A 26,111-nucleotide genomic window follows, 5' to 3' on the forward strand; every position below is an offset into this window, starting at 1 on the left:
CCCCTCGGCACCGGCCGATCGACACGGCCAGCAGTCAGGCGCCTCCTACGGCATGTCACCACCTACCCTACCGCCGCAAACGGCCGCCTCATCACGGCACACCCTCCCACCATGCAGGCGCCATCGGGAAAACGGTGGGGCGACTCAATATATTGGATTCCTGATTATTAAACACACCCAATAATCAGGAATCCAATGCGAATCCGCGTAGGCTACCGATCGATCTGAGAATTCATCAACCGGGCGACGCCTGCAGTAAGTACAACCGCAACGTCGCTGCTACCGAAGAGAACCCCGCCTGACGGCGTTTGCGAGCGGCCAGCAGACGTGCGGCCCAACGAGGCCGCACGCCCACCCAACGTCCGCGGCAGATCGAACCTGCCACCCTCACGCCGTAGCGTTGCCGCGCAGCCGGACAAGAATGCCTTCCAGTGCGTCCAGATCGCCGAAGTCCACCAGCACCTGGCCGCGGCCGCGCCGGCCGAGCTTGATCTTAACCGTTGCGGCAAGCAGATCGGACAACTCCTCTTCGAGCCGTCGCGTGTCGCGGCCGCCGTCCTGATTCGCCCGCGCCTTCACTGTCGGCGCAGCCTTGGTGGTCGCCGTCACCAGTTTTTCGGTCTCGCGGACCGACATGCGCTTGTTGACGACCTGATTGGCCAGCGTGATTTGCGTCGCGGCGTCGACGGCCAGTAACGCACGTGCGTGTCCCATGTCGAGGTCACCCGCCAGCAACATGGTTTGCACGGGCGTCGCCAGGTTGAGCAAACGCAGCAGGTTAGATACGGCGCTGCGTGAGCGGCCCACCGATTCAGCCGCCTGCTCGTGCGTGAAATTGAACTCGTCGAGCAAGCGCTGAATGCCCTGCGCTTCTTCCAGCGGGTTCAGATCTTCGCGCTGGATATTCTCGATCAGCGCCATTGCCGCGGCGGCTTGGTCCGGCACGTCCTTCACCAGCACCGGCACCTCATCGAGACCGGCTATGCGTGCCGCGCGGAAACGCCGCTCGCCGGCAATGATCTCGTACTTATCCGCCGACACGGGCCGCACGAGAATCGGCTGCATCAGCCCTTGAGCACGGATGCTGGCTGCCAGCTCCTGCAACGCGCCTTCGTCCATGCGCGTGCGTGGCTGGTACTTGCCCGCCTGCAGCTTGCTGAGCGGCAGCACGTTCGGCGCACCCTCGATCGTCACCACCTCGGTGATATCGGCACTGCCACCCAGCAATGCTTCAAGACCGCGGCCCAACCCCTTCTTTCTTGCTACTGCATTCATTGTGCTTCCTCGATCCGCTTAGGACGCCTGGGGCGCGTCATTCAATGTGCGCACCCGCTCAATCATCTCTGCACCGAACTGCACATACGCCTGCGCGCCGCGCGAGGCCTTATCGAATACGACACCCGGCAGGCCATAGCTCGGCGCCTCGGCAAGACGTACGTTGCGCGGAATCACCGCGTCGAACACCTTGTCGCCGAAGTGCTCCTTTAACTGATCTGAGACTTGCTGCTGCAAGGTGATGCGCGGGTCGAACATGACGCGCAGCAGGCCGATCACCTTCAGATCGCGATTCAGGTTCGCGTGCACCTGCTTGATCGTGTTGACCAGGTCAGACAGACCCTCGAGCGCGAAGTACTCGCACTGCATCGGGATCACCACGCCATGCGCGGCGCACAAGCCGTTGAGTGTCAGCAGCGACAACGCCGGCGGGCAGTCGATCAGCACGAAGTCGTATTCGCTTTCGACCGCCGTCAAGGCGATCTTCATTTGACGCTCGCGGTTCTGCACGCTGACCAGTTCGACTTCGGCACCCGCCAGCTCACGGTTCGCAGGCAGCACGTCGTAGCCGACAGCCTCCGGACGGACTCGCGCATCCGCCACCGACAGCCCATCAACGAGTACCTCGTAGACGGTATTCGCGCACGCGGCCTTGTCGATGCCACTGCCCATAGTGGCGTTGCCCTGCGGGTCCAGATCGATGAGAAGGACTCGCTGTCCCTGCGCTGCCAGGCTCGCGGCCAGATTGACTGCCGTCGTCGTCTTGCCGACGCCACCCTTCTGGTTTGCAACGCAGAAGATTTTTGCCATCGTTGGTGTGTCCCTTTTGCTGCTTGAAACTGCTTGAATAAAGTAGAAAGCGTTTTGTAGCTGGGGTGCGCCGCGAGCGTGCCGGTGGCCGTCAGTTATCGGCGTCCACCAAAACCTTGATCAGATGCCGCTCCGCGTCGAGCGACGGCACGTTCAGCCGGATGATCTGCTCCACGTGGGCACCCGCCGGCAGGCGCTCGATCTCGCCATCCGGGCGCACGCCCTTCATCGCCCAGATCGCGCCCTGCTCCGCAACCAGATGACGGGCCAGTGTAACGAAATCCGCGAGCTCTGCGAATGCGCGCGACACGATTACGTCGAACTTCGCCGGTACTTCGGCGCCCGGCTGCAAAGTCTCGACGCGGCCCGTGACGACCGACAGATTCGCAAGGCCGAGTTCGGCTTTGGCCTGCGCCTGAAAAGCCGTCTTCTTGTGAACGATATCGTTCACGGTGACGGTCCAATCGGGCAGCACAATAGCCAGCACGATACCAGGGAGGCCACCACCGGAACCCACGTCCAGCACGGAAGATGCGCCGCGCGTAGCAAGATGCGGCACGATCGATAGCGAATCCAGGATGTGCTGAATCAGCATTTGCCGCGGGTCGCGAATCGCCGTCAGGTTATAGACGGCGTTCCACTTGGACAGCAGCGCAACGTAGTCGAGCAGTTTGCCAAGTTGCGCGTCGCTCAGATCGAGGCCGAGTTCGCCTACGCCGCTTGCCAGCAGCGGCGCCAACGCCTCGTTACCGCCTCCCTTCTGCACCAGCGTCATTGCACCACCGGCGTGCTATCGGTGCCGGGTTCGGCGGGTTTCGCGGCACGACGCCCCAAACCACGCTTCAGGTGAACCATCAGCAAGGAGATCGCCGCCGGCGTAATGCCGGAGATACGCGACGCCTGACCGATGGTTTCGGGGCGGAATTGCGTCAGTTTCTGACGCGCTTCGAACGACAGCCCTCTTACCTCGGCGTAATCCAATCCCTCAGGCAAACGCGTGCTTTCGTGCGACTCATTGCGCTCGATCTCATCGGCTTGACGGTCGATGTAGCCCTGATACTTGATGCCGATCTCAATCTGCTCCTTGATCTGGGCGAGCAGAACGTCGTCTTCGGCCAATATTTCAGGCGCAGCGCACGCGCCTGCGCGCAAACCGCAGACGCCGTCGTACGTCACGCCCGGACGACGCAGCAAGTCAGCGAGACTATATTCGTGGTCGATCGGTTTACCGAGCAAGGCAGTCGCCTCTTCCGCCGGTAATGTCTTAGGATTGACCCACGTCGTGCGAAGACGCTCTGTTTCACGTGAAACAGCATCGCGCTTGCGGCTGAATGCGTCCCAACGAACGTCGTCGACCACACCGAGTTCGCGCCCAATCTCGGTTAGACGCATATCGGCGTTATCTTCACGCAGACTCAGCCGGTATTCGGCGCGGCTCGTGAACATGCGGTACGGTTCCGACACGCCACGCGTGACCAGATCGTCGACGAGAACACCCAGATACGCCTGATCGCGGCGCGGGCACCATGCGTCCTTGCCTTGCACCTGCAAGCCGGCGTTGATCCCTGCCAGCAAACCCTGTGCAGCAGCTTCTTCGTAGCCGGTCGTGCCGTTGATCTGACCCGCGAAGAATAGTCCGTTGATTACCTTGGTTTCCAGCGACGCTTTTAGTCCACGCGGATCGAAGTAGTCGTACTCGATCGCATAGCCCGGCCGCAGAATATGCGCGTGCTCCAAGCCCCGCATCGAACGTACGAGCTCCAGTTGTACGTCGAACGGCAGACTGGTGGAAATCCCGTTGGGATAGAACTCGTTCGTCGTCAGCCCTTCCGGTTCGAGGAAGATTTGATGCGATTCCTTCGACGCGAAACGGTGAATTTTGTCCTCGATCGACGGACAGTACCGCGGCCCGACCCCTTCGATCACGCCCGTATACATCGGCGATCGATCGAGACCTCCGCGGATAATGTCGTGCGTACGTTCGTTCGTATGCGTGACCCAGCACGGTACTTGACGCGGATGCTGCTCCGCACATCCCAAAAACGAGAAAACTGGCACCGGGTCCAGATCGCCCGGCTGCTCTTCCAGCATCGAAAAATCGATCGTTCGCCCGTCGATTCGCGGCGGCGTGCCGGTCTTGAGACGCCCTTGCGGCAGTTTCAATTCCTTAAGGCGGGCGGACAACGAGACCGCGGCCGGATCACCAGCGCGGCCACCCGTGTAATTGTTCAAACCCACGTGAATCTTGCCGTCGAGGAATGTCCCGGCCGTCAGCACCACGGCGCGCGAGCGGAAACGAATCCCCACCTGCGTGACCGCGCCGACCACCCGGTCGCCCTCCACCATCAGATCGTCGACCGCTTGCTGGAACAGCCATAGATTCGGCTGATTCTCCAGCCGATGCCGGATCGCCTGCTTGTACAGCAGACGGTCGGCTTGCGCGCGTGTCGCGCGAACAGCAGGCCCCTTCGACGAATTGAGGATGCGGAATTGAATACCGCCCTCGTCCGTCGCGGCCGCCATGGCTCCGCCGAGCGCATCGACTTCCTTCACCAGATGGCCCTTGCCAATCCCGCCAATGGACGGGTTGCAGCTCATCTGACCGAGGGTCTCGATGTTATGCGTCAGCAGGAGCGTGGTATTGCCCATGCGAGCCGAAGCCAAAGCGGCTTCGGTGCCGGCGTGACCGCCGCCGACGACGATTACGTCAAATTCTGTGGGAAAAAGCATCGCGGATCTCACGCCAGATCGTCGCGTGAGCCTTTCAAAGGAAAATGTATGGGCGAATTATAACGGGTTCGGTTTAGGCCCGAATTTCGTCCGAATGGCCAGGCAACAAAAAAGCGGTGTGTTTCACGTGAAACACACCGCTCTGAACCACGCCGATTCAACCGAAAATAGAGACCTAAGCCACTTTCTTGGCCAGCCCCAGATACGTCTCAATCACGCGCGGATTTTGCGCCAGATCGGCTGCGGGCCCCTCCAGCGCCAGCTCACCGGTTTCAAGCACGTAACCATAATCGGAGATCTGCAGCGCAGCACGGGCGTTTTGCTCGATCAGCAGCGTGGCAACACCGGTCTGCCGCAGCGCACTAATGATGTGGAAAATTTCCTTCACGATCAGCGGCGCCAGACCCAGACTCGGCTCGTCAAGCATCAGTAGATCGGGTTTGCCCATCAACGCACGTCCGACCGCGAGCATCTGCCTTTCGCCACCCGACAACGTACCGGCTGCCTGCTTCCGACGCTCTTTCAAGCGAGGAAAAAGCGTAAAGACCGGTTCGAGTTGATCGAGAAAGTTACGCTCCCCTGCCCGCTTGCGCCGATACGCGCCCAGCACCAGATTGTCTTCAACAGTCATCGACGCAAACAGTTCGCGCTTTTCCGGCACCAAACACATGCCGCGCGCAACCCGCTTTTCGACTGGCACGGCGCTGACGTCTTCACCCTGGTAAAGGACCGCGCCTTTCGCATGCCCCGTAGTGGGCAGTGCGCCCATGATCGCGTTCAGCAACGTGGATTTACCCGCGCCGTTCGGCCCAATCACCGAGACAATTTGCCCGGGCCGCACTTTAATCGCGGCGCCGTGCAGCGCTTCAACCTTGCCATAGCGGACCGACAAACCATCCACGTCGAGAATCGGTGCGGTTGCATTCATCGTATTCTCCATCACTCCACCCCACCCAGATAAGCTTCAAGCACAGCCGGGTCTTGCTGGACATCCTGCGGCAAGCCTTCTGCGATCCGCGTGCCGAACTCCATCACTACCAGCCGATCGGTGAGATTCATCACGAAATCCATATCGTGCTCGACCAGCAGCACGCTCATGCCTTCAGCCTTCAGACGACGCAGCAAGTCCGCCAGCTGCAGTTTTTCCTGATACCGCAGACCGGCGGCGGGTTCATCCAGCAACAGCAAGGTCGGGTCACAGCACAACGCGCGTGCAATTTCGAGAATTCGCTGCTGCCCTAACGCCAGGCTCCCCGCCTCGTCGTACATATGTTGCTCAAGCCCGACGCGACGAATCTGGCGAGCCGCTTCGGCCATCAGGCGTGCCTCCTCAGCGCCGTTCAGTCGCGCCACGCTGCGCCACACGCCGGCGTGGCCGCGCAGATGCGCGCCGATCGCGACGTTCTCGAGCACGGTCATCCCGGGCAGTAGCTTGACGTGCTGGAACGTACGGCCAATGCCACGTTTGACGATTTCACGTGAACTCAGCGAATCGATACGTTCGCCGCAGAAGGTGATCTCGCCGCTCGTCGCTTGCAGCACGCCCGTGACCAGATTGAAGGTGGTCGACTTGCCGGCGCCGTTCGGGCCGATCAAACCGATGATCTGCCCTGCTTTCACCTCGAAGCTGACATCGTTCACCGCGACCAGACCGCCGAACTGCTTCCGAGCTTTATTTACCGTCAGCAAGTTTTCGCCTGCGGCCGGTTTGCTGCGTTGCGGCAACGGCTCGGCATGGTCCGACAGATGCGCGCGCGGCCCCTTCGGGAAAAACCGCGCGACAAACGGCCAAACGCCTTGGCGAGCGTATTGCAGCAGCAAAACCATCAGAATGCCGAACACGATCACTTCGAAGTTGCCGTTCTCGCCCAGCAGCTTCGGCAGCAAGGTTTGCAGATAGTCCTGCAACACCGTCAGGATCGCCGCGCCGAGCACCGCGCCCCAGACATGCGACACACCGCCCACCACCGCCATGAACAGAAACTCGATGCCGTGGTTCAGACCAAATGGCGTCGGATTCACTGCGCGTTGCAGATGGGCATACAGAAAGCCGGAAATCGACGCCAACACTGCGGCATAGACAAAGATCACCACCCGCATCCAGGCCGTGTTGACGCCCATCGCCTCGGCCATCATCCCGCCGCCGCGCAAGGCGCGGATCGCTCGCCCCGGCCGGCTATTAAGCAGGTTTTGAACAGAAATCACCGCACCGAGCACCACCACCCAGATCAGGTAATAGATATGGCGGCCGGACTCCAGGTCGATGCCAAAAACATTCAGCACGGGAATTCCATTGATGCCGTCGTACTTGCCGAGCATCTCCAGGTTGCCGAACAGGTAGAACAGCGCCAGCCCCCACGCGATCGTGCCGAGCGGCAGAAAGTGGCCCGACAGCCGCATGGTCACGAGACCCAGCATCAGCGCGATCAACGCCGTCACCACCACGCCCGCGATCAACGCGAGCCACGGCGAGACGCCGTACTTCGTGGTCAGATACGCGGTCGCATACGCGCCGATACCAACGAACGCTGCCTGCCCGAAGCTCGTCATCCCGCCGATACCTGTCAGCAGCACGAGACCGATCGCGACGATCGAATAGAGGCCGATATAGTTGAGCAACGTCACCCAGTACTCGGGCACGTGAATCGGGTGCGGCAGCACCGGCAGCGCGAACAGCACCACGAGGAACAACCAGAAGAACTTGTTTTGCATGATCCGTTTCATCGTGTCACTCCTCTTCCTCTTCCGAGTGCGGGCTGGCCAGACTTCGCCACAGCAGCACCGGGATGATCAGCGTGAACACGATCACTTCCTTGTAAGCGCTCGCCCAGAACGACGAATACGACTCCAGCAAACCGACGAGGATCGAACCCGCGGCAGCCAGCGGATAGCTGACCAGGCCGCCGATAATCGCCCCCACGAAGCCCTTCAAACCGATCAGGAAGCCGGAGTCGTAGTAGATGGTGGTCAAGGGTGCGACGAGGATGCCGCACAGCGCACCGAGGCCCGCAGCGAGCGTGAACGCGAGACGCCCCGCCTGCGTCGTACCGATACCGACGAGCCGCGCGCCGAGCCGGTTCACCGAAGTCGCGCGCAACGCCTTGCCGGAGATGGAGCGATCGAAGTACAGATACAGGCCGCCGATCAGCACCACAGCCGTGCCGACCACCCACAAACTTTGTCCGGAGATCGACAGGCTGCCGAGATTGAAGGTCGCGTCGGAGAACGCCGTGGTGCGCGAGCCTTCCGCGCCGAACATCACGAGCCCGAGGCCGACCATCGCAAAGTGCACGGCCACCGCCACGATCAGCAACAGCAGCGTGGTCGCCTCCGCGATCGGCTCATAGGCGAGCCGGTAGACGAACGGTCCCATCGGAATGACGATCAGCAGCGTCAGCGCGATCTGCGCGATCATCGGCAGCGGGTGCAGGAAAACGCCTTGCGTGAGCGCGTAGACCGCGACCGGGAACAGCAGATATTTGCCGACCAGCATCACCAGCGTGCGAGCCGCATGCCGACGCCTTTCGGGGTGCCGCACTAGCCCCGCGATCTCGACCACGAAGCACGCCGCGCCCATCGCCATCAGCAACCAGCACGTCGCAGGAAATTTTTGCGTCTGCAGTGCGGCAAGCGTCAGCGCACCGTATGACACAAACTCCCCCTGCGGGATAAAGATCACTCGCGTCACAGAGAACACCAGCACCAGCGCGAGCGCGAGCAGCGCGTAAATCGCGCCGGTGGTGATGCCGTCCTGCGCGAGGATCGCCGCAATTGATAGATCCATACTTCCTCGTCCTGAAGCGTCGAAATCGAAATCGGGAAACAGTCGTGGCGGCAAAACCCGCGGCCGGCCACCGGCCTGCAATGCCAGAAAAGGCGACCGCCGCGCCGGGACTCGGCGCGGCGGTCGTTGCCATTGTTATCGAACAGAATGGCAATGCGGCATCAGTCATGCGCCGCAAGTTGCGCGAGAGGCGCGTACCGCTTTTTGTTATTAGTCGTTCTGCAGCTTCCACTTGCCGTCGACGATCTGCACGATCACGCGTGCACGCTTGTCGAGGCCATTGTGGTTGGTCGGCGTGGTGTTCATGATGCCGTGCGAGACCGGCAGTTCCTTGATGTTTTCCAGCGCGCTACGCAGCGCCTCGCGGAACGCCTCGGTGCCCGGCTGAGCGGTCTTCAGTGCGACCGGAATCGCAGCTTGCAGCATCTGACCGGCATCCCATGCGTGACCGCCGAACGTCGCCACCGAACCCGTGCCATAAGCTTTCTCATACGCCGCCTTGTAGGCTTCCGACGACTTCTTCACCGGGTTCGAATCCGGCAGTTGATCCGCCACGAGGATCGGGCCGGCCGGCAGGAATTCGCCTTCGCAATCCTTGCCGCATACGCGCAGGAAGTCGTTGTTCGCGACACCGTGCGTCTGATAGACCTTGCCCTTATAGCCGCGCTCCTTGAGCGTTTTGGCCGGCAGTGCCGACGGCGTGCCCGCGCCGGCGATCAGCACTGCGTCCGGGTTCGCGCTCATCGTCTTCAACACCTGGCCGGTCACCGACGCATCGGTGCGGTTAAAGCGTTCGTTGGAGACGATCTTCAGATTGTGTGCCGCTGCCGCAGCGGTGAACACGTTGTTCCAGCCGTCCCCGTATGCATCCGCAAAGCCGATAAAGCCGACCGTCTTTACGCCGTGATGCTCCATGTAGTCGGCGATCGCGTCAGCCATCAGGCTGTCGTTTTGCGGCGGTTTGAAGGCCCATGCGCGCTTGGCGTCCATCGGCGAGATGATTGCGGCCGATGCTGCCAGCGAGATCACCGGCGTCTTGCCTTCGGCTGCGGGATCGAGCATGGCCAGCGAATTCGGCGTAACGGTCGAACCGATGATGGCGTCGACGTGGTCTTCGTCGATCAGCTTGCGCGTGTTCTGCACGGCCTTGCCGGTATCCGATGCGTCATCGAGGATGATGTATTGCACCGTCTTGCCGCCGATCTCTTTCGGCAGCAACGCGATCGTATTCTTTTCAGGAATCCCGAGCGATGCGGCCGGCCCCGTGGTGGACAGCGTGACGCCAATTTTCACCTGCGCGAAGGCAGCGCCCGCGCCGCACATCAACGCCATCGCGATACCGGTGCGTACCCATTGCTTTGTCTTTTTCATGCAAGTCTCCAAACGCTTTGAAGCGCGTATCTGTAAGCCGGCGCACGGGCCGGGTGTCTGAATCTAGTTATAGGGTTCAGGCATGCCAAGCATGGTTTTCCCTGCTCAGCGTCAACGCCCTCGCCGTTCTGGTGCTACTCCCCTGCTGCGAACCACTGCTGCGACTTCTTATGCACCAACCACTAACATGTTAGTAGTATTGCGTTTTGCATCAATTGCGGTCAATAGACTGTCGCCCGAATGCGGGTTTGTCCCGAAACCCGCTACCCAGCCACGTTGCGTTAACCCCACTTTGACCGCTCTTTCACCACCTCCCATCGAACGCGGACAATAAAAAAGACGCGTCAACTGCTCGCGTCTTTTTTGATGGGGTCTCGTATCGCTTCGCCTTCGCTCAGTCGCCGGACAGCTTCCACTTACCGCCGACGATCTCCACCATCACACGCGCCCGCTGATCGAGACCAGCATGGTCGTTCGCGCTCATGTTGAAGATGCCGTGGGAAGCGGGCATGTCTTTCGTGTTTTCGAGTGCCGCACGCAGCGCTTCGCGGAACGCAGGCGTGCCCGGCTGGGCTTTCTTCAGCGCAAGCGGAATCGCGCGTTGCAGCAGCAAGCCTGCATCCCATGCGTGACCGCCGAATGTCGACACCGAACCGGCGCCGTATGCGGCTTCATACGCATGCTTATACGCGAGCGAAGTCTTCTTCACCGGGTTCGAATCGGGCAGTTGCTCCGCCACCAGCAGCGGACCGGCCGGCAGATAGGTGCCTTCGCAATCCTTGCCGCACACACGCAGGAAGTCATTGTTGGCGACGCCGTGCGTCTGATAATACTTGCCCGGGTAGCCACGCTCCTTGAGGGTCTTTTGCGGCAGCGCAGCCGGGGTGCCCGCGCCGGCGATCAGCACCGCGTCGGGATGCTGCGACATGATCTTCAGCACCTGGCCGGTCACCGAAGCATCGTTGCGCGCGAAGCGTTCGTTCGCGACGACCTTGATCTTCGCGAGATCGGCCGCCTTGCCGAACTCCTTGAACCAGCTTTCACCGTACGCATCCGCGAAGCCGATGAACCCGACTGTTTTCACGCCGTGATTCGCCATGTGCTGCGCGATCGCGGTGGCCATCAGAATGTCGTTCTGCGGCGTCTTGAAGACCCATGCGCGCTTCGCGTCCATCGGTTCGACGATGCTCGCCGCCGCGGCCATGGAAATCATCGGCGTAGTGCTTTCTGCGGCGACGTCGATCATGGCCAGCGAGTTCGGCACGACGGTCGAACCGATCAATGCATCCACGTGATCTTCGCTGGTGAGCTTGCGCGCGTTCTTGACGGCCTGAGTCGAATCCGTGGCGTCGTCCAGCACGATGTAATCGATTTTCTGGCCCGCCACCTCTTTAGGCAGCAGTGCGATCGTGTTCTTTTCCGGAATACCAAGCGATGCAGCCGGCCCGGTTGCCGATACCGTTACACCGATTTTCACGTCCGCGAATGCATGGCCGCTCCATGCTGCGGATACTCCCGTTGCGACCAATGCCGCGCTTATCCAACGCAATGCCGACTTCATCCTGCTCCTCGAACTACCCCGTCATTCAATTGAATTTAAATCCGTGAATTTCAATCGCCGACCAAGCGGTCGGTGAATGGCGAGTTTAGCGGACGAAAGCCCCGCACTGCAAGCATTTTGCAGGCTGGAAACGGATGAATCCGGACGTGGTTCGGCGAATAAAAAAGCGTCACCGAATTAGCGGAAGATTTGAATGGCGCTTTATGAAAAAGCCAAATAAAAAGCGCTGTTGGATATCAATCCAACAGCGCTTTCGTCTGGGCACTGAGTGCCTCATTGTCTCCTCGTTCTCCACCTGCAAAATTCGTGGTGCATCAGAACTGCATGAAGATTAAACGAGCACCTAATCCCTTACAACTAGCAATTACCCTAGTGGTGCACTGCGGCACAAATTTGGGGCACGTTTCGCGCGCCTTTGACGGCGGGTGTCAATTCTCGCACAACACAGGAGCAACTCTGGCCGATTCAAAGGTGCCGAATTATATCGGAGACCAAATCAATTTAAATTCTGCTGCCGTTTCAGGCTCGCAATGGCCGCACTCGCGCGACAATCTCACCGACAATGCCGCGTCGGAACGCCAGCACGCAGGCAATGAAAATCAAGCCCGTCACGATGGTCACGGACTCGCCAAGCGAGCGGAACCAATCGATTCCGGTAGTGGCTGCCAGCGCCGTGCCGATATCGCCGAGCCGGTCTTCGAGCGCCACGATCAGCGTCGCGCCGAGCAGCGGGCCGAACAAGGTGCCCATGCCGCCGACGAGCGTCATCAGGATCACCAGGCCCGACATGGTCCAGTACGCGTCGCTCAGCGTTTCAAAGCCCTGCACCAGCACCTTGAGCGAGCCCGCCAAACCGGCCAGCCCCGCGGACAGAATGAAAGCCAGCAACTTGAAGCGATTGGTGTCGTAGCCCAGCGACACGGCGCGTGGCTCGTTCTCCTTGATCGCCACCAGCACTTGTCCGAACGGCGAGTGCACGATTCGCACGATCAGCAGGAACGCCGCCACCATCACGGCCAGCACGACAAAATAGAGCGTCGCGTCCGGCGACAGGTCCAGCAAGCCGAACAGCTTGCCGCGCGGCACGCCTTGCAGCCCGTCCTCGCCGTGCGTGAACGGCGCCTGCAGGAACACGAAGTAGACCATCTGCGCGAGCGCCAGCGTCACCATGGCAAAGTAGATGCCCTGCCTACGTATCGCAAACAGGCCGACCACCAGACCAAGCAGCGTCGCCGCAGCAGTTCCGGCCAGCACGCCCAGTTCCGGCGAGAAGCCGAGCGTCTGCATTGCATAGCCAGTGACATAACCGGCCGAGGCGAGAAACATCGCATGACCGAACGAGAGTAAACCGGTGTAGCCGATCAGCAGATTGAAGGCCGCCGCGAACAACGCGAAGCACATCACCTTCATGACGAACAGCGGATAGATGCCGAGCACGGGCACCGCGAGCAGCGCGATCAGCAGCAGACCGTAGAGCACTTTTCTCTGCATCATTTTTCCTTGCCGAAGAGACCCGCCGGGCGCACCAGCAACACGAGCGCCATGATCACGAAGACGACGGTCGCCGACGCTTCCGGGTAATACACACGCGTCAGCCCTTCGATTACGCCGAGCATCAGGCCGGTCAGAATCGAGCCCATGATCGAACCCATGCCGCCGATCACGACCACCGCGAACACGGTGATGATCATGGGCTGGCCCATCAGCGGCGAGACCTGAATCACCGGCGCGGCCAGCACGCCGGCGAATGCCGCCAGCGCGACGCCGAAGCCATAGGTGAGCGTGATCATCAACGGCACGTTGACGCCGAACGCCTCGACCAGCTTTGGGTTTTCAGTGCCTGCGCGCAGATAGGCGCCAAGGCGCGTCTTCTCGATCACGAACCACGTCGCGAAGCAGATCACAAGTGACGCCACCACCACCCACGCGCGATAGTTCGGCAGGTACATGAAGCCGAGATCGGTCGCGCCGGAGAGTGCTGCGGGCACGTCGTAGGGCTGGCCGGAAGAACCGTAGATCGAACGGAACACGCCTTCGACAACCAGCGTGAGTCCAAAGGTGAGCAGCAGCCCATACAGATGATCGAGCTTGTACAGCCAGCGCAACATCGAGCGTTCAATCACGATGCCGAACACGCCGACAATCAGCGGTGCGAGCACCAGCATCACCCAGTACGGCAGACCGAAATACGACAGGCCCATCCACGCGAGCATCGCGCCAAGCATGAACAACGCGCCGTGCGCGAAATTGATCACGTTGAGCAAGCCGAAGATCACAGCAAGGCCCAGGCTCAGAATCGCGTAAAACGAGCCGTTCACGAGCCCCAGCAACAACTGGCTCAGCATCGCCGGTAGCGGAACGCCAAAGATTTCCATTGAAGCCTTAATCCGTTAAGCCGTTAAGCCGTCGCCAGGGTGAGATCGGTTATGTACGGTCCGCCCGGCGTGCAATGAGCGAGGCATCCGCCCGACCGCATGCCGGCATGTGAAGCGCCTGCCGTCATCCTGTGTACCAACGTGGCAGTATGCAATGCCCGCCGGTCAAGGCAGGATGACGGTCATCTGGTTATCAGCCTGCGCTTACTTCCACAACGCGCAGCGCGTCTGCGCCTTGGTCGTGAAGGCCTGTTCACCCGGGATCGTCGCCGTGATCTTGTAGTAGTCCCACGGCTCTTTGGATTCGGCCGGCGTCTTCACCTGCATCAGGTACATGTCGTGGATCATGCTGCCGTCCTGACGGATGTAGCCCTTCGCGTAGAAGTCGTCGATCTTGGTCTTCTTCAGTTGCGCCATCACCTTATCGCCGTCTGTCGAGCCGACGGCTTTCACCGCGTTCAGATAGGTCATGGTCGCCGAGTAGTCAGCCGCCTGCAGGCTCGACGGCATCTTCTTCATCTTGTCGAAATAGCGCTGCGCCCACTTGCGCGTGGCGGCGTCCTTGTTCCAGTACCAGCTGTCTGTCAGCACGAGACCTTGCGTGGTTTCCAGACCCAGACTGTGCACGTCGTCGATGAACATCAGCAGCGCGGCCAGCTTCATCGTCTTCGTGATGCCGAATTCCTTCGCCGCCTTGATCGAGTTGACCGTATCGCCGCCGGCATTCGCGAGGCCGAGGATCTGCGCCTTCGAGGCCTGCGCCTGCAACAGGAACGACGAGAAGTCCGAAGCCGACAGCGGCGCGCGCACGGCGCCCAGCACCTGACCGCCATTCGCCTTCACGACGTCCGAAGTCGCCTTTTCCAGTGCCTTGCCGAACGCGTAGTCGGCCGTCAGGAAGTACCACGTCTTGCCGCCCTGCTTCGTCACGGCCGAACCCGTGCCGTTGGCCAGCGCCGTGGTGTCGTACGCGTAATGCACCGTGTACGGCGTGCATTGCTCGTTGGTCAGCGTGTCGGCGCCGGCGCCGACATTGATGTAGACCTTGTGCTTCTCGCCGGCCACCGTGTTCATGGCCAGACCGGTTGCCGAGTTCGTGCCGCCGATCAGCAGATCGACGCCGTCACGATCGAACCATTCACGCGCGCGCGACGAGGCAATATCCGCCTTGTTCTGGTGGTCGGCGTAGACCAGCGTAATCGGCTTGCCGTTCACCTTGCCGCCGAAGTCGGCGATCGCCATGCGGATCGCTTCGAGGCCGCCCTGGCCGTCGATGTCCGCATACAGACCCGACAGGTCGGTGATGAAGCCGATCTTCACCGCATCGTCGGCCGCTTGCGCGCTCGTCATCGTCAACGCGGCGCCGGCGGCAACCGCGAAACATAGTGTGGCAAGCCGCGCGAGTGGGTTCTTTTTCATTCCTGTCTCCTGTTTCTTCACTTGTGGTTATCAGAGGCAATCGGACGCTTTTTATACGCCCAGTAGGTCGTGCAACACCGGCATCTTGCTTTCGAGCTCGTTGGCCTCGAAGTGCTCGACGATCGCACCGTGCTCCATCACGTAAAAGCGATCGGCAAGTGGAGCGGCAAAGCGGAAATTCTGTTCAACCATCACGACCGTATAGCCGCGCGCCTTGAGCGTCATGATCATGCGTGCCAGCGCTTGCACGATGACGGGCGCGAGGCCTTCCGAGATTTCATCGAGCAGCAGCAGACTCGCGCCGGTACGGAGAATGCGCGCGACGGCCAGCATCTGTTGTTCGCCACCCGAGAGCCGTGTGCCCTGGCTCGTGCGGCGTTCCTGCAGATTCGGGAACATCGAATAGATTTCTTCGAGCGACATCATGTGGGCTTTGTCGCCGACGGGTGGCGGCAGCAGCAGGTTTTCCTCGCATGAGAGGCTCGAAAAAATGCCGCGCTCTTCCGGACAGTAGCCAATGCCGCAATGCGCGATGCGATGCGTGGGCAGGTTGATGGTTTCGCGTCCGCCGATGCGGATCGAACCGGTGCGTCGGCCCGTTAGCCCCATGATCGCGCGCAGTGTGGTGGTGCGCCCCGCGCCGTTACGGCCCAGCAGCGTGACAACTTCGCCGCGGTTCACCGTCAGATCGACGCCATGCAGGATATGGGACTCCCCGTACCATGCCTGCAAACCCGCGATCTCCAGCGCGGGGGCACCCCCAGCCGTGCCGCTCACCTCGACGCTTTCGCGCTCGGCAATCGTATTCATGCGTGGGCTCCGGCAAGCGCAGCGTCCGCGCTGCCCATATAGGCCTGCATCACCAGCGGATTCTTCGACACTTCGGCATAGCTGCCTTCGGCGAGCACTTCGCCTCGTTGCAGGACGGTGATGGTGTCGGAGATCCCGGCGATCACGTTCATGTTGTGCTCGACCATCAGGATCGTGCGGCCGCTCGAGACTTTCTTGATCAACGCCGTGACGCGATCGACATCTTCATGGCCCATGCCCTGCGTGGGTTCGTCGAGCAGCATCAACTCGGGCTCCATCGCGAGTGTGGTGGCAATTTCGAGCGCGCGCTTGCGGCCATATGAAAGCTCGACCGTCAATACATCGGCGAAATCGGTCAAACCCACTTGCGTGAGCAGATCCATCGCCCGATCGTCGAGTTGATGCAGTGTGCGTTCGCTCTTCCAGAAGTGAAATGCCGTGCCGAGCACGCGTTGCAGACCGATGCGCACATTCTGCAATGCTGTCAGATGCGGAAATACGGCGGAGATCTGAAACGAGCGGATGATGCCACGCCGGGCGATTTGCGCCGGGCGTTCATTGGTGATGTCGATCCCGTTGAAGACGATCTGACCCGCAGTCGGTTCCAGAAATTTGGTGAGCAGATTGAAGCAGGTGGTCTTGCCAGCCCCATTAGGGCCGATCAGCGCATGGATCGAACCACGGCGCACGCGCAGGTTCACCCCGTTCACGGCAATGAAGCCTTTGAACTCGCGGGTGAGGCCGCGCGTTTCGAGAATCGTATCGCCGAGAATCATGTTCCCTTCCATACGGAGTAAGGCGAAGCACTACGATCTTCCGCGCGAACGGCTGCGCGACGTTTGATAACGGCGGCACCCCCGTGCCGCTCGTTGGCGTGCTGCACCAATCCGGACGGTAATCCATGGGGCGGCACGCAGCATGGCTGCCATTGTCGCGCCAATGATGCAGCGCATTCATTGGGATTTGCACTTAGTGGATGACGACTGCATGCGCCAAACCCAAGGCTGGCCCCCCATGCGTGTCACACGGCGGACACGGACGGCGCCGCACTTGTTTGAACCGGGACGCCGCCGGCCACGCGTGCGCGACGGTCTTCGCGGATCATGTCGCTGGCGCGTTCGGCGATCATCAGCGTCGGCGAATTGGTGTTGCCCGAGGTGATAAGAGGCATGACCGATGCATCGACTACACGCAATCCGTCCACACCGAGCACGCGTAAGCGGTTGTCGACGACGGTGCCGGGATCGTCGGCGGTGCCCATGCGGCAGGTGCCGACCGGATGAAAGATGGTTGTGCCGACCGCGCCTGCGGCCTGTTGAAGCTCTTCCTCGGTCTGGTACTGGATGCCGGGCAGAATCTCCTGCGGCCGATAGGGTGCGAGCGCGGGGGCCGCGGCGATGCGGCGCGTGAGGCGTAACGCGTTGGCGGCGACACGCCGGTCGTAGTCGGTGGACAGGTAGTTCGGTGCGATCAACGGTGGCGTCGAAGCATCGGGTGATTCGATATGAATACTGCCACGCGAGGTCGGCCGCAACTGACACACCGACGCGGTGAACGCGTTGAAACGATGCAGCGGTTCACCAAAGCGGTCGAGCGAGAGCGGCTGCACGTGATACTCGAGGTCGGGGCGCGTAAGCTGGCGGTCGTCCGGATCGGATTTGGCGAATGCGCCGAGTTGCGATGGCGACATCGACATGGGGCCGCTTTGAAAAAAGGCGTATTGCATGCCGATCATCAGCTTGCCCCACCAATGGGCGGAGGCGGTATTGAGCGTGCGTACGCCGTCGACTTTATAGGCCATGCGCAATTGCAAATGATCCTGCAGATTCTCGCCGACGCCGCGCAGATCCTTTACGACCTCGATGCCAAGATTCTGCAGACGCGCGCCGTTGCCTATTCCTGAGAGTTCCAGCAATTGAGGCGAGTTGACTGCGCCGGAACTGAGGATGACTTCACAACGAGCTTTGGCGAGATAGTCGGTGTTGTCGCCGCGATATTCGACGCCTACGCAGCGGCGTCCTTCGAACACGACGCGTTGGGTGTGTGCGCCGGTAATGACGGTGAGATTCGGACGCTTGAGCGCCGGGCGCAGGAATGCTTTCGAGGCATTCCAGCGGATGCCGCGTTTCTGATTGACGTCGAAGTAGCCGACGCCGGTGTTGTCGCCGCGATTGAAGTCGTCGGTGGCGGGTATGCCGGTTTGTTGCGCCGCTCGCGAGAACTCTTCGAGGATTTTCCATTTCAGACGCTGCTTTTCCACACGCCACGGGCCGCCTGCTCCGTGCGATTCGGATGCGCCGGCGTGGTGGTCTTCGCTACGTTTGAAGATTGGGAGGACGGCGTTCCAGGACCATGACGCGTCATTGGTGACGCGGGCCCATTCATCGTAGTCTTCGCGCTGGCCGCGCATGTAGATCATGCCGTTGATCGACGAACTGCCGCCTAGCACGCGTCCGCGGGGATATGAGAGGGAGCGGCCGTTCAGGCCGGCTTCCGATTGGGTTTTGTAGAGCCAGTCCGTGCGGGGATTGCCGATGCAGTAGAGGTAGCCTACCGGTACGTGGATCCAGTGGTAGTCGTCTTTGCCGCCGGCTTCCAGGAGCAGGACCTGGATTTCCGGGTCTTCCGATAGGCGGTTGGCGAGGACGCAACCTGCTGTGCCGGCGCCTACTATGATGTAGTCGAATTCGCCTTCCAGGCGGGGGGGTGTTTTTTTTGTGATGCTCATGGTTTTGTCTCCTAAGCTTTTTTTGCCGGTTTGGCGGGTTTTGTTGTTGATCTGGGTCTTTGGCCTTTCCTTGTTTTGTTATCGGTCTATTAGCGTTCCCCCTGTGCGGGGGGCACCTACTTTTCTTTGCCGGCCGCAAAGAAAAGTAGGCAAAAGAAAGCGGCTCACACCGCTAATTCTTAAGCGGGCCCCCCGCGCAGCCACGGTAGTGGTGCATCTGGAATCTGTGCCCTCGCACACTCCGCCTCAGTGACAAGGCAGTCATACCTCCGGCGACGCTGCGCGCGCCGACGCCCAGTTCATCACACCATCAGTTATGCAAAGCACCTCCGGTTTCCCCCGGCAGACCCGTCCGCGACGCACGTAGTGCGGAGTGGGAGCTGATGAACGCCTTGTCACTAACGCGGAGTGCGCGAGGCGACGGATTCCAGATGCACCACTACCGCTACTGCGCGGGGGACCCACTTATGAGCTGACGGTGTGAGCCGCTTTCTTTTGCCTACTTTTCTTTGCGGCCGGCAAAGAAAAGTAGGTGCCCCCCCGCACAGGGGGAACGCTAATAGACCACTAACAAAACAAGGAAAGGCCAAAGACCCAGATCAACAACAACCCCGCCAACCCGGCAAAAACCAACTACTTAGCCACCGGCATGGTGAACTCAGCCCCCTTCCCAATACTATCCGGCCACCTCTGCATAATGCTCTTGTACCGCGTATAAAACCGCACCCCCTCCTCCCCGTAGGCATGATGATCCCCAAACAGAGACCGCTTCCACCCACCAAAAGAATGCCACGCCATCGGCACAGGAATCGGCACATTAATGCCCACCATGCCGATCTGAATCTGCCGCGAAAAAGCCCGCGCCACGCCGCCATCGGAGGTAAACAACGCCACCCCATTAGCAAACTCGTTAGCGTTGGTAAGCTCAACAGCAGAAGCAAAATCCGGCACCCGCACAACACACAGCACAGGACCGAAAATCTCTTCGCGATAAATCTTCATGTCGGTCGAGACATCGTCGAACAACGTGCCGCCGAGAAAGAACCCCTTCTCATGCCCGGCCACCTGATGACTCCGCCCATCGACAACCAGCTTCGCACCCGCCGCCACGCCGGCATCGATATAACCCACTACTTTCTCGCGATGCGCCGCCGTCACTAACGGCCCCATCTCGGCTTCCTTTTCCATCCCGTTCAAAATCTTCAGGCTCTTCACTCGCGGTGTCAGTCGCTCGATCAACTCATCGGCAATATGCCCCACCGCAACGGCCACCGAAATCGCCATGCAGCGCTCGCCCGCTGACCCATACGCGGCGCCGATCAATGCGTCCACCGCCTGGTCGAGATCCGCGTCCGGCATCACCACCAGATGATTCTTCGCTCCCCCCAGAGCCTGCACACGCTTGCCGTGCTTCGTGCCTTCCGTGTAGATATATTCCGCAATCGGCGTCGAACCGACAAACGACAACGCACTCACCTCGGGATGCACCAGCAACGCATCCACCGCCACCTTGTCGCCATGCACGACGTTGAACACGCCATCCGGCAATCCTGCCTCTTTGAGCAATTCAGCCAGTCGGTTCGAAGCGGAAGGATCACGCTCCGAAGGCTTCAGCACAAACGTATTGCCACATGCAATCGCCACCGGAAACATCCAGCACGGCACCATCATTGGGAAATTGAACGGCGTAATGCCGGCGACCACACCCAACGGCTGACGCAGATTCCAATTGTCGATGCCGCCGCCGATCTGGTCGGTGAAATCGGTCTTCAACAGATTCGGAATGCCGCACGCAAATTCGACGATCTCGATGCCGCGCATCACCTCGCCCTTCGCATCGGAAAACACCTTGCCGTGCTCACGCGTGATCAACTCCGCCAGTTCGTCATGGTGGCGGTCAAGCAATTCCTTGAACTTGAACAGCACGCGCGCCCGCTTGATCGGCGCGGTTTCGCTCCATGCAGGAAACGCGGCACTGGCGGCCGCGACCGCCGCATCCACCTCGGCGACGCTCGCCAGCGGCACGCGCGCGCTCACGGTGCCAAGCGCAGGATTGAAGACGTCGCCGAAACGGCCGCTCGTGCCTTCAACCATCTTGCCGTTGATGAAATGGGTCAGCGCGCGTGCGCTTGTCTCACTGCGCACGGCCTCGTCCTGATATGTCTCGCTCATTGTCCTGTCCTCTTCCTGTGAAGGTCTTCCGCCCATTGCCAGCAGCGTGATCAACGCAAGCGTACGGCGCTTCGAGGCGACAAATCCAATGAGTAATGCTCAACTGCGCTATAAGCCGCGCTAATATCAGGATATGGATCTGACTCTGCTACGAGCGTTCGTCACCGTCGCGCGCGAGGGCAACCTCACGCGCGCGGCGGTGCAACTTCACCTGACCCAGCCTGCCGTCAGCCTGCAAATCAAGCATTTGCAGGAGACGCTCGGCGTGACGCTGTTCACGCGGACCTCGCACGGGCTTTCGCTGACCCGCGATGGTCAGGCCCTGCTGCCCCACGCGGAACGCGCGCTGGGAGCGGCGAGCGACGTGCAGCGCGCGGCGGCATCGCTGCGTCATGAAGTGCGCGGCCGACTGCGGATCGGCACGATTCTCGATCCGGCTTTTCTGCGTCTCGGCGGCTTTCTCAAGCAACTGGTGGAAACCTGGCCGCACATTGAAACGGCCTTGCGCCACGGCATGTCGGGCTGGGTGCTGGAGCAGGTTCGGGCGGGAGAACTGGACGTCGGTTACTACATCGGCCTGCCCTCCGACGACGCTGGCCGCGACAGCGCCGCCTTTCACGCCGTCACGCTCACGCACTTCCAATACCGCGTGCTCGCGCCGGCAGGCTGGAAAGATCGCGTGAAAGGCGCACGCGACTGGCGCTCGCTTGCCGCGTTGCCGTGGATCTGGACGCCGCCCGCCTCCGCGCACAATCGATTGTTGTCGCGCTGCTTCGACGAAGCCGGCGTAAAACCGGTTAAGGTGGCGGAGGTGGATCAGGAGCCGTCGATGCTCGATCTGGTCAAGTCGGGCGTCGGTCTGACGCTCGCGCGCGACGCCACGGCGATCGCCGAAGCGCACGCGCACGCGTTGACCATCGTCGAAGGCATCACCGTGCCGACCCAGCTAAGCTTCATCACGCTGGCCGAGCGCCGGGACGAACCGGCAATTGCCGCCGCGTTGAAGCTGATCGAGCAGCAATGGGCGACATAGGGTCACATAAGTGCCGCACAACACGCCGAATATGCCGCGGATATGAGCGGCGCTCATGACAGCCGCATCGCGGTCGGCTGAAACAACGTCGTCACGCGCTTTTTTGTTAGATTGAGGGTTCGCGCTCACGCGCCGGCCCGCTTCGTTTCCGTTCCGTCTGACCTTGCCCTTCCCGGCAGCTTCGCCCCGGCAACACCGGAAGCTGCCGACCACGCCATCCTTCGACAGGAGCCTGACATGGCACGCAACATTGAAATCAAAGCCCGCGCCCAGCACTTCGAGCAACTGCGCGAGCGAGCCGCAAAGCTTGCGCCGGACGCTCCGCTGATCTTCCGCCAACAGGACTTTTTCTACGACGTGCCGCGCGGCCGCCTGAAGCTGCGCCAATTCGACGACGGCACGCCGGCTGAACTGATCTTCTATCAGCGCGACGACCGCGACGGCCCAAAGGCGTCGTACTACACGCGCAGCCCGGTGACCAACCCTGAAGCCATGCACGCGTTGCTGGCGACGGCGCTGACCACGCGCGGCATCGTCACGAAGGAGCGCCATGTGTATCTGACGGGCCGTACGCGGATCCATCTGGACCGGGTCGACGGTCTGGGCGACTTCGTCGAACTCGAAGTCGTGCTGGCGCAGGACGACGACGAAGAAAGCGGCCATGCCGAAGCGCACGCAATGTTCCAGACTCTTGGCGTGCCGGAATCGGACCTGGTGGCGGTGGCCTACGTCGATTTGCTCAGTCCGGACAGTGAACCGAAGCAAGCCGCGTAAACCTAAGACGAATCAAGGGCCGCGAAGACCCGCCTCCTGAAACCGCGGCCCTTAAGCCTCTCAGCACCGAAACACTGTAAGCCGCTGCCTCAAACAGCGGCCGCCCCCGGCGACAGATGACCCAGCGGCAAAGGCCCATTGCGCTTGAACGTGGTCAACACGATATTGGAGCGCACGCTGTCCACGCCCGGCACACGCATCAGCCTCTTCATCACGAAGGTCGACAGATAATTGAGGTCGGGTGCCACAATGCGCAACAGATAGTCGGCGTCGCCGACCACCGCGTGACATTCCAGTACTTCCGGCAGCACGTCGATCTGCTGCTGGAATTGCTCGATGATCGAGTCGCCGTGATGCTTCAGCTTCAGACTCGTAAAAGCAGTCACGCCAAGCCCCAATTTTTCTGGGCGCAGCACGACACGATAGCCGTCCACCACCCCCATCTGCTCCAGGCGCTGCAAGCGCCGTCCGATCTGCGACGGCGACAGTGGCACCTGCTCCGCCAGTTGCTGATGCGTAGCCCGGCCGAAGCGCTGAAGTACATCCAGCAGCGCGAGATCGAAGTGATCGAGTTCCAGCATGATTTATATCCGCATTAAATCTGTATTTGATGCACGATTATTGCATATCGCAATGCCATAACGCCATCGTTGCGCCCTTTCCGCACGCTAGCCGCTCTACACTTGCATTACCGTTTCAACCCGCAGTCACCGCAGAGCGTGCAGCATCATGTCCACAGCCAACACCGCCAAACTCAAAGAGCAATTCGACGCCGGCCTCGAAACTCGCGCCGACTTCACCATCGATCAGCCGACCGAACGATACGGCGCCGTCGACCACGCGGTATGGCAGCAGCTTTATGCGCGTCAAACGGCGTTGCTCAAGGGTCGCGTGTGCGATGAATTTCTGGCGGGCGTCGACCGTATCGGCATGCCGTCCGATCGCGTGCCCTCGTTCGACGAAATCAACGCCAGGCTGACGCCCGCGACCGGCTGGCAAATCGTCGCCGTACCGGGACTCGTGCCCGACCAGGTGTTCTTCGAGCATCTGGCAAACCGCCGCTTCCCGGTGACGTGGTGGATGCGCCGTCCCGACCAACTCGATTATCTGCAGGAGCCGGACTGTTTTCACGATCTGTTCGGCCACGTGCCGTTGCTGATCAATCCGGTGTTCGCGGACTACATGCATGCATACGGCCGCGCCGCGCTTGCCGCTAACGACGCCGGCGCGCTGCCGCTGCTCGCGCGGCTTTATTGGTACACAGTCGAGTTTGGCCTGATCCGCGACGCGGCAAGTCCCAACGGCGTGAAGATCTACGGCGCGGGCATCGTATCGAGCAAAGGCGAGACGCTCTACAGCCAGCAAAGCGCGGCACCGAACCGGCTTGGCTTCAATCTAGAGCGCGTGATGCGTACGCGCTACCGCATCGACACGTTCCAGAAAAGCTACTTTGTCATCGACGACTTCGCGCAATTGTTCAGCGTGGCGCAAACCGATTTCGCGCCGCTGCTGGCGAGGCTCGCTGCGCAGCCGGCCTTCGCCGCAGGCGACGTGCTCACGTGTGATGACGTCCTCACGCGGGGCTCGCAGGAAGGCTGGCAAGCCGACGGCGATATCTGAAAACACAATCGGAGCAATCCGACAGCAGGCTGACGGCATCCGTGAAAAAATAGCGGATGCGCATGCCCACTGGCGTGCCGGTTCAGATCAACGAGGTCGCATCATGATTAATAAACTCACTTCCGAAGAACGCGCCACGCTAATGACGGAACTGCACGGCTGGCAAGCCGTAGCGGGCCGCGACGCGATCCAGCGCCAGTTCAAGTTCGCCGACTTCAACGAAGCATTCGGTTTTATGACGCGCGTGGCAATCAAGGCGCAGGAGATGGATCACCATCCTGAATGGTTCAACGTGTACAACAAGGTCGAGATCACACTGTCGACGCATGAAGCCAACGGCCTGACCCAGCGGGACATCAAATTGGCACAATTTATCGACAGTATTACTGCTTAATACAAGCGTTCAGGTACCTCGGTGCGCCCCGCATCGAGTGATTTGACGGTAATGAAAGGGCATTGCAGGCAATCCGGCGCCCAAACCTTCAGTTCTACAGGCTATTATTAAGGCGGACGTAAGAATCCCACGCTTGCCTGGCAATCCCTTCCAAACGATCCGGCGATAGCGTCTGCTGACGCTGTACAATCATCAGCGCATACGGCTTGGAGAGCGCGCTTGCCTCCTTGCACAGAACGAGTTCGTCGCCGCTCGAAGGTGAGCGGGCGCGCCAGAAGTTAATTGCGGCTTCCAGTTCGTGAATGCTTATCTCGGACATGACGTCGTGCTCGCCCGGTGGCTGCTGTTTGGCTGCCAGTGCAACTTCAGGCTGCTCGATAGCTGTTTCGTGACCACCTTGTGCCAGTCCGGCACGGCCACGCAGCATGCTGCCTGTGCAGCAGGCGCTCCGGCGAACCGCTTGCCCAGACGCCTAAAACCATTGTACTTGAGCGAAATCCATGCGACTCCTTCTGATCGAAGATGACCGCCCCATCGCACGCGGCATCCAAAGCAGTCTCGAACAAGCCGGCTTCACCGTCGACATGGTCCATGACGGCATTTTCGCCGAACAGGCCCTCACCCAAAATCGCCATGAGCTGGTGATCCTCGATCTGGGCCTGCCCGGGATCGACGGCATGACGCTGCTCGCGCGCTTCCGTCAGAGCAATCGTCACACGCCGGTGATCATCCTGACCGCGCGCGACGAGTTGAACGACCGCGTGCAAGGCCTGAATTCGGGCGCGGACGACTACATGCTGAAGCCGTTTGAACCCACCGAGCTCGAAGCACGCATTCGCGCGGTGATGCGCCGCAGCGGTCCGCACGGCGACATGCCGCGTCCGGAAGTGTCGCTGGGCGGTGTGCGTCTGTCGGGCGTCGATCGCCGCATTTTCAACGATGACAAGCCGCTCGAACTGTCGCCGCGTGAATTCGCCGTGCTCGAAATGCTGCTGCTGCGCCATGGCCGCGTGGTCAGCAAGGCTCAGTTGCAAGACCATCTGACGCACTTCGGCGGCGATCTCGGCGACACCGCGATCGAAGTCTACGTGCACCGGGTGCGTAAAAAGCTCGAAAACTGCCGTGTCGAAATCGTCACGGTGCGTGGCTTCGGTTACCTGTTGCAGGAAATCCGCCAGGCCGCATAATCGCCACAAGGGCCGCACGCTGTGTTGCGGCCTGACGGCGCCGGGCCAGCGCCGCGCACTCGGTGCGC

23 protein-coding genes are annotated in these 26,111 nt (G+C 60.8%); 5 read left to right on the forward strand and 18 right to left on the reverse strand.

All coding sequences use genetic code 11. The features are described from left to right. Positions 1–387 precede the first annotated feature (387 nt). From AC57B6_RS15820 to AC57B6_RS15895, 16 genes are all read right to left on the reverse strand, one after another. Complete coding sequence (locus AC57B6_RS15820) at positions 388–1,275, reverse strand: ParB/RepB/Spo0J family partition protein (RefSeq protein ID WP_028198431.1); 888 nt, start codon at positions 1,273–1,275, stop codon at positions 388–390. Positions 1,276–1,293: 18 nt separating this feature from the next. Next, positions 1,294–2,085: a ParA family protein gene (locus tag AC57B6_RS15825; RefSeq protein ID WP_496421683.1), complete on the reverse strand. Its 792-nt coding sequence runs from the start codon at positions 2,083–2,085 to the stop codon at positions 1,294–1,296. A 91-nt stretch (positions 2,086–2,176) separates the two neighbouring features. Beyond that, a complete protein-coding gene (rsmG, locus tag AC57B6_RS15830) occupies positions 2,177–2,860 on the reverse strand; it encodes a 16S rRNA (guanine(527)-N(7))-methyltransferase RsmG (RefSeq protein ID WP_028198429.1) in 684 nt (227 codons plus the stop codon). After that, positions 2,857–4,815, reverse strand: coding sequence for a tRNA uridine-5-carboxymethylaminomethyl(34) synthesis enzyme MnmG (mnmG, locus tag AC57B6_RS15835; RefSeq protein WP_496421684.1), 1,959 nt, complete (start codon positions 4,813–4,815; stop codon positions 2,857–2,859). The genes rsmG and mnmG overlap by 4 nt, the downstream gene beginning before the upstream one ends. A gap of 175 nt (positions 4,816–4,990) precedes the next feature. Beyond that, on the reverse strand, positions 4,991–5,743 hold the full coding sequence (locus AC57B6_RS15840; RefSeq protein ID WP_174459557.1) for an ABC transporter ATP-binding protein: 753 nt from the start codon (positions 5,741–5,743) through the stop codon (positions 4,991–4,993). Between the two features lie 11 nt (positions 5,744–5,754). Then, positions 5,755–7,539 (reverse strand): ABC transporter permease subunit, encoded by a 1,785-nt coding sequence (locus tag AC57B6_RS15845; RefSeq protein WP_491562899.1) that lies wholly within the window; start codon positions 7,537–7,539, stop codon positions 5,755–5,757. Between the two features lie 4 nt (positions 7,540–7,543). After that, entirely contained in the window at positions 7,544–8,599 is a 1,056-nt protein-coding gene (locus AC57B6_RS15850) for a branched-chain amino acid ABC transporter permease (RefSeq protein ID WP_046567308.1), read from the reverse strand. Between the two features lie 210 nt (positions 8,600–8,809). Then, on the reverse strand, positions 8,810–9,970 hold the full coding sequence (locus AC57B6_RS15855) for an ABC transporter substrate-binding protein (protein ID WP_028198424.1): 1,161 nt from the start codon (positions 9,968–9,970) through the stop codon (positions 8,810–8,812). A gap of 394 nt (positions 9,971–10,364) precedes the next feature. Continuing rightward, the gene (locus tag AC57B6_RS15860) at positions 10,365–11,531 is read right to left on the reverse strand and encodes an ABC transporter substrate-binding protein (protein ID WP_106357701.1); all 1,167 of its coding nucleotides are present in this window, start codon (positions 11,529–11,531) and stop codon (positions 10,365–10,367) included. A gap of 519 nt (positions 11,532–12,050) precedes the next feature. Further along, positions 12,051–13,022: a branched-chain amino acid ABC transporter permease gene (locus tag AC57B6_RS15865; RefSeq protein WP_028198422.1), complete on the reverse strand. Its 972-nt coding sequence runs from the start codon at positions 13,020–13,022 to the stop codon at positions 12,051–12,053. Further along, positions 13,022–13,906: a branched-chain amino acid ABC transporter permease gene (locus AC57B6_RS15870; protein ID WP_028198421.1), complete on the reverse strand. Its 885-nt coding sequence runs from the start codon at positions 13,904–13,906 to the stop codon at positions 13,022–13,024. Before AC57B6_RS15870 ends, AC57B6_RS15865 begins: the two co-directional genes overlap by 1 nt. A 204-nt stretch (positions 13,907–14,110) precedes the next feature. After that, a complete protein-coding gene (locus AC57B6_RS15875; RefSeq protein ID WP_030102425.1) occupies positions 14,111–15,325 on the reverse strand; it encodes an ABC transporter substrate-binding protein in 1,215 nt (404 codons plus the stop codon). Between the two features lie 51 nt (positions 15,326–15,376). Continuing rightward, positions 15,377–16,135, reverse strand: a complete 759-nt coding sequence (locus AC57B6_RS15880) for an ABC transporter ATP-binding protein (RefSeq protein ID WP_028198419.1) — start codon at positions 16,133–16,135, stop codon at positions 15,377–15,379. Further along, positions 16,132–16,911 (reverse strand): ABC transporter ATP-binding protein, encoded by a 780-nt coding sequence (locus AC57B6_RS15885; protein WP_028198418.1) that lies wholly within the window; start codon positions 16,909–16,911, stop codon positions 16,132–16,134. The genes AC57B6_RS15880 and AC57B6_RS15885 overlap by 4 nt, the downstream gene beginning before the upstream one ends. A gap of 245 nt (positions 16,912–17,156) precedes the next feature. Further along, positions 17,157–18,863, reverse strand: a complete 1,707-nt coding sequence (locus AC57B6_RS15890; RefSeq protein WP_496421685.1) for a GMC family oxidoreductase — start codon at positions 18,861–18,863, stop codon at positions 17,157–17,159. Positions 18,864–19,496: 633 nt separating this feature from the next. Beyond that, entirely contained in the window at positions 19,497–21,035 is a 1,539-nt protein-coding gene (locus tag AC57B6_RS15895) for a CoA-acylating methylmalonate-semialdehyde dehydrogenase (protein ID WP_496421686.1), read from the reverse strand. A 133-nt stretch (positions 21,036–21,168) separates the two neighbouring features. Between AC57B6_RS15895 and AC57B6_RS15900 the strand changes: the two genes are divergently transcribed. Together AC57B6_RS15900 and AC57B6_RS15905 are read left to right on the forward strand one after the other, a co-directional pair. Then, entirely contained in the window at positions 21,169–22,068 is a 900-nt protein-coding gene (locus AC57B6_RS15900; RefSeq protein ID WP_028197600.1) for a LysR family transcriptional regulator, read from the forward strand. Between the two features lie 237 nt (positions 22,069–22,305). After that, a complete protein-coding gene (locus tag AC57B6_RS15905; RefSeq protein WP_028197601.1) occupies positions 22,306–22,842 on the forward strand; it encodes a class IV adenylate cyclase in 537 nt (178 codons plus the stop codon). Between the two features lie 89 nt (positions 22,843–22,931). Here the strand turns inward: AC57B6_RS15905 and AC57B6_RS15910 are convergent, their stop codons facing one another. Further along, a complete protein-coding gene (locus AC57B6_RS15910) occupies positions 22,932–23,423 on the reverse strand; it encodes an Lrp/AsnC family transcriptional regulator (RefSeq protein ID WP_496421687.1) in 492 nt (163 codons plus the stop codon). A 148-nt stretch (positions 23,424–23,571) separates the two neighbouring features. On the opposite strand from AC57B6_RS15910, the gene phhA reads away from it, so the two are divergent. Further along, a complete protein-coding gene (phhA, locus tag AC57B6_RS15915; protein ID WP_030102427.1) occupies positions 23,572–24,462 on the forward strand; it encodes a phenylalanine 4-monooxygenase in 891 nt (296 codons plus the stop codon). A 49-nt stretch (positions 24,463–24,511) separates the two neighbouring features. Further along, positions 24,512–24,856, forward strand: a complete 345-nt coding sequence (locus AC57B6_RS15920; protein WP_255246799.1) for a 4a-hydroxytetrahydrobiopterin dehydratase — start codon at positions 24,512–24,514, stop codon at positions 24,854–24,856. Between the two features lie 94 nt (positions 24,857–24,950). Here AC57B6_RS15920 and AC57B6_RS15925 read toward each other — a convergent pair whose 3' ends face one another. Further along, positions 24,951–25,175, reverse strand: coding sequence for a DUF3717 domain-containing protein (locus tag AC57B6_RS15925; protein ID WP_178369956.1), 225 nt, complete (start codon positions 25,173–25,175; stop codon positions 24,951–24,953). 181 nt (positions 25,176–25,356) lie between these two features. Here AC57B6_RS15925 and AC57B6_RS15930 point away from each other — a divergent pair, with 181 nt between their 5' ends. Further along, complete coding sequence (locus AC57B6_RS15930; protein WP_028197606.1) at positions 25,357–26,043, forward strand: response regulator transcription factor; 687 nt, start codon at positions 25,357–25,359, stop codon at positions 26,041–26,043. Positions 26,044–26,111 lie beyond the last annotated feature (68 nt).

The organism is Paraburkholderia sp. BGA-UO-ETr-F12 (assembly GCF_059567945.1).

What these genes read in the sequence shown, in the direction of transcription:
- AC57B6_RS15820 (WP_028198431.1), bottom strand. Translation starts at nt 1,275, where the DNA reads ATGAATGCAGTAGCAAGAAAGAAGGGGTTGGGCCGCGGTCTTGAAGCA.
- AC57B6_RS15825 (WP_496421683.1), bottom strand. Translation starts at nt 2,085, where the DNA reads ATGGCAAAAATCTTCTGCGTTGCAAACCAGAAGGGTGGCGTCGGCAAG.
- rsmG (WP_028198429.1), bottom strand. Translation starts at nt 2,860, where the DNA reads ATGACGCTGGTGCAGAAGGGAGGCGGTAACGAGGCGTTGGCGCCGCTG.
- mnmG (WP_496421684.1), bottom strand. Translation starts at nt 4,815, where the DNA reads ATGCTTTTTCCCACAGAATTTGACGTAATCGTCGTCGGCGGCGGTCAC.
- AC57B6_RS15840 (WP_174459557.1), bottom strand. Translation starts at nt 5,743, where the DNA reads ATGAATGCAACCGCACCGATTCTCGACGTGGATGGTTTGTCGGTCCGC.
- AC57B6_RS15845 (WP_491562899.1), bottom strand. Translation starts at nt 7,539, where the DNA reads ATGAAACGGATCATGCAAAACAAGTTCTTCTGGTTGTTCCTCGTGGTG.
- AC57B6_RS15850 (WP_046567308.1), bottom strand. Translation starts at nt 8,599, where the DNA reads ATGGATCTATCAATTGCGGCGATCCTCGCGCAGGACGGCATCACCACC.
- AC57B6_RS15855 (WP_028198424.1), bottom strand. Translation starts at nt 9,970, where the DNA reads ATGAAAAAGACAAAGCAATGGGTACGCACCGGTATCGCGATGGCGTTG.
- AC57B6_RS15860 (WP_106357701.1), bottom strand. Translation starts at nt 11,531, where the DNA reads ATGAAGTCGGCATTGCGTTGGATAAGCGCGGCATTGGTCGCAACGGGA.
- AC57B6_RS15865 (WP_028198422.1), bottom strand. Translation starts at nt 13,022, where the DNA reads ATGCAGAGAAAAGTGCTCTACGGTCTGCTGCTGATCGCGCTGCTCGCG.
- AC57B6_RS15870 (WP_028198421.1), bottom strand. Translation starts at nt 13,906, where the DNA reads ATGGAAATCTTTGGCGTTCCGCTACCGGCGATGCTGAGCCAGTTGTTG.
- AC57B6_RS15875 (WP_030102425.1), bottom strand. Translation starts at nt 15,325, where the DNA reads ATGAAAAAGAACCCACTCGCGCGGCTTGCCACACTATGTTTCGCGGTT.
- AC57B6_RS15880 (WP_028198419.1), bottom strand. Translation starts at nt 16,135, where the DNA reads ATGAATACGATTGCCGAGCGCGAAAGCGTCGAGGTGAGCGGCACGGCT.
- AC57B6_RS15885 (WP_028198418.1), bottom strand. Translation starts at nt 16,911, where the DNA reads ATGATTCTCGGCGATACGATTCTCGAAACGCGCGGCCTCACCCGCGAG.
- AC57B6_RS15890 (WP_496421685.1), bottom strand. Translation starts at nt 18,863, where the DNA reads ATGAGCATCACAAAAAAAACACCCCCCCGCCTGGAAGGCGAATTCGAC.
- AC57B6_RS15895 (WP_496421686.1), bottom strand. Translation starts at nt 21,035, where the DNA reads ATGAGCGAGACATATCAGGACGAGGCCGTGCGCAGTGAGACAAGCGCA.
- AC57B6_RS15900 (WP_028197600.1), top strand. Translation starts at nt 21,169, where the DNA reads ATGGATCTGACTCTGCTACGAGCGTTCGTCACCGTCGCGCGCGAGGGC.
- AC57B6_RS15905 (WP_028197601.1), top strand. Translation starts at nt 22,306, where the DNA reads ATGGCACGCAACATTGAAATCAAAGCCCGCGCCCAGCACTTCGAGCAA.
- AC57B6_RS15910 (WP_496421687.1), bottom strand. Translation starts at nt 23,423, where the DNA reads ATGCTGGAACTCGATCACTTCGATCTCGCGCTGCTGGATGTACTTCAG.
- phhA (WP_030102427.1), top strand. Translation starts at nt 23,572, where the DNA reads ATGTCCACAGCCAACACCGCCAAACTCAAAGAGCAATTCGACGCCGGC.
- AC57B6_RS15925 (WP_178369956.1), bottom strand. Translation starts at nt 25,175, where the DNA reads ATGTCCGAGATAAGCATTCACGAACTGGAAGCCGCAATTAACTTCTGG.
- AC57B6_RS15930 (WP_028197606.1), top strand. Translation starts at nt 25,357, where the DNA reads ATGCGACTCCTTCTGATCGAAGATGACCGCCCCATCGCACGCGGCATC.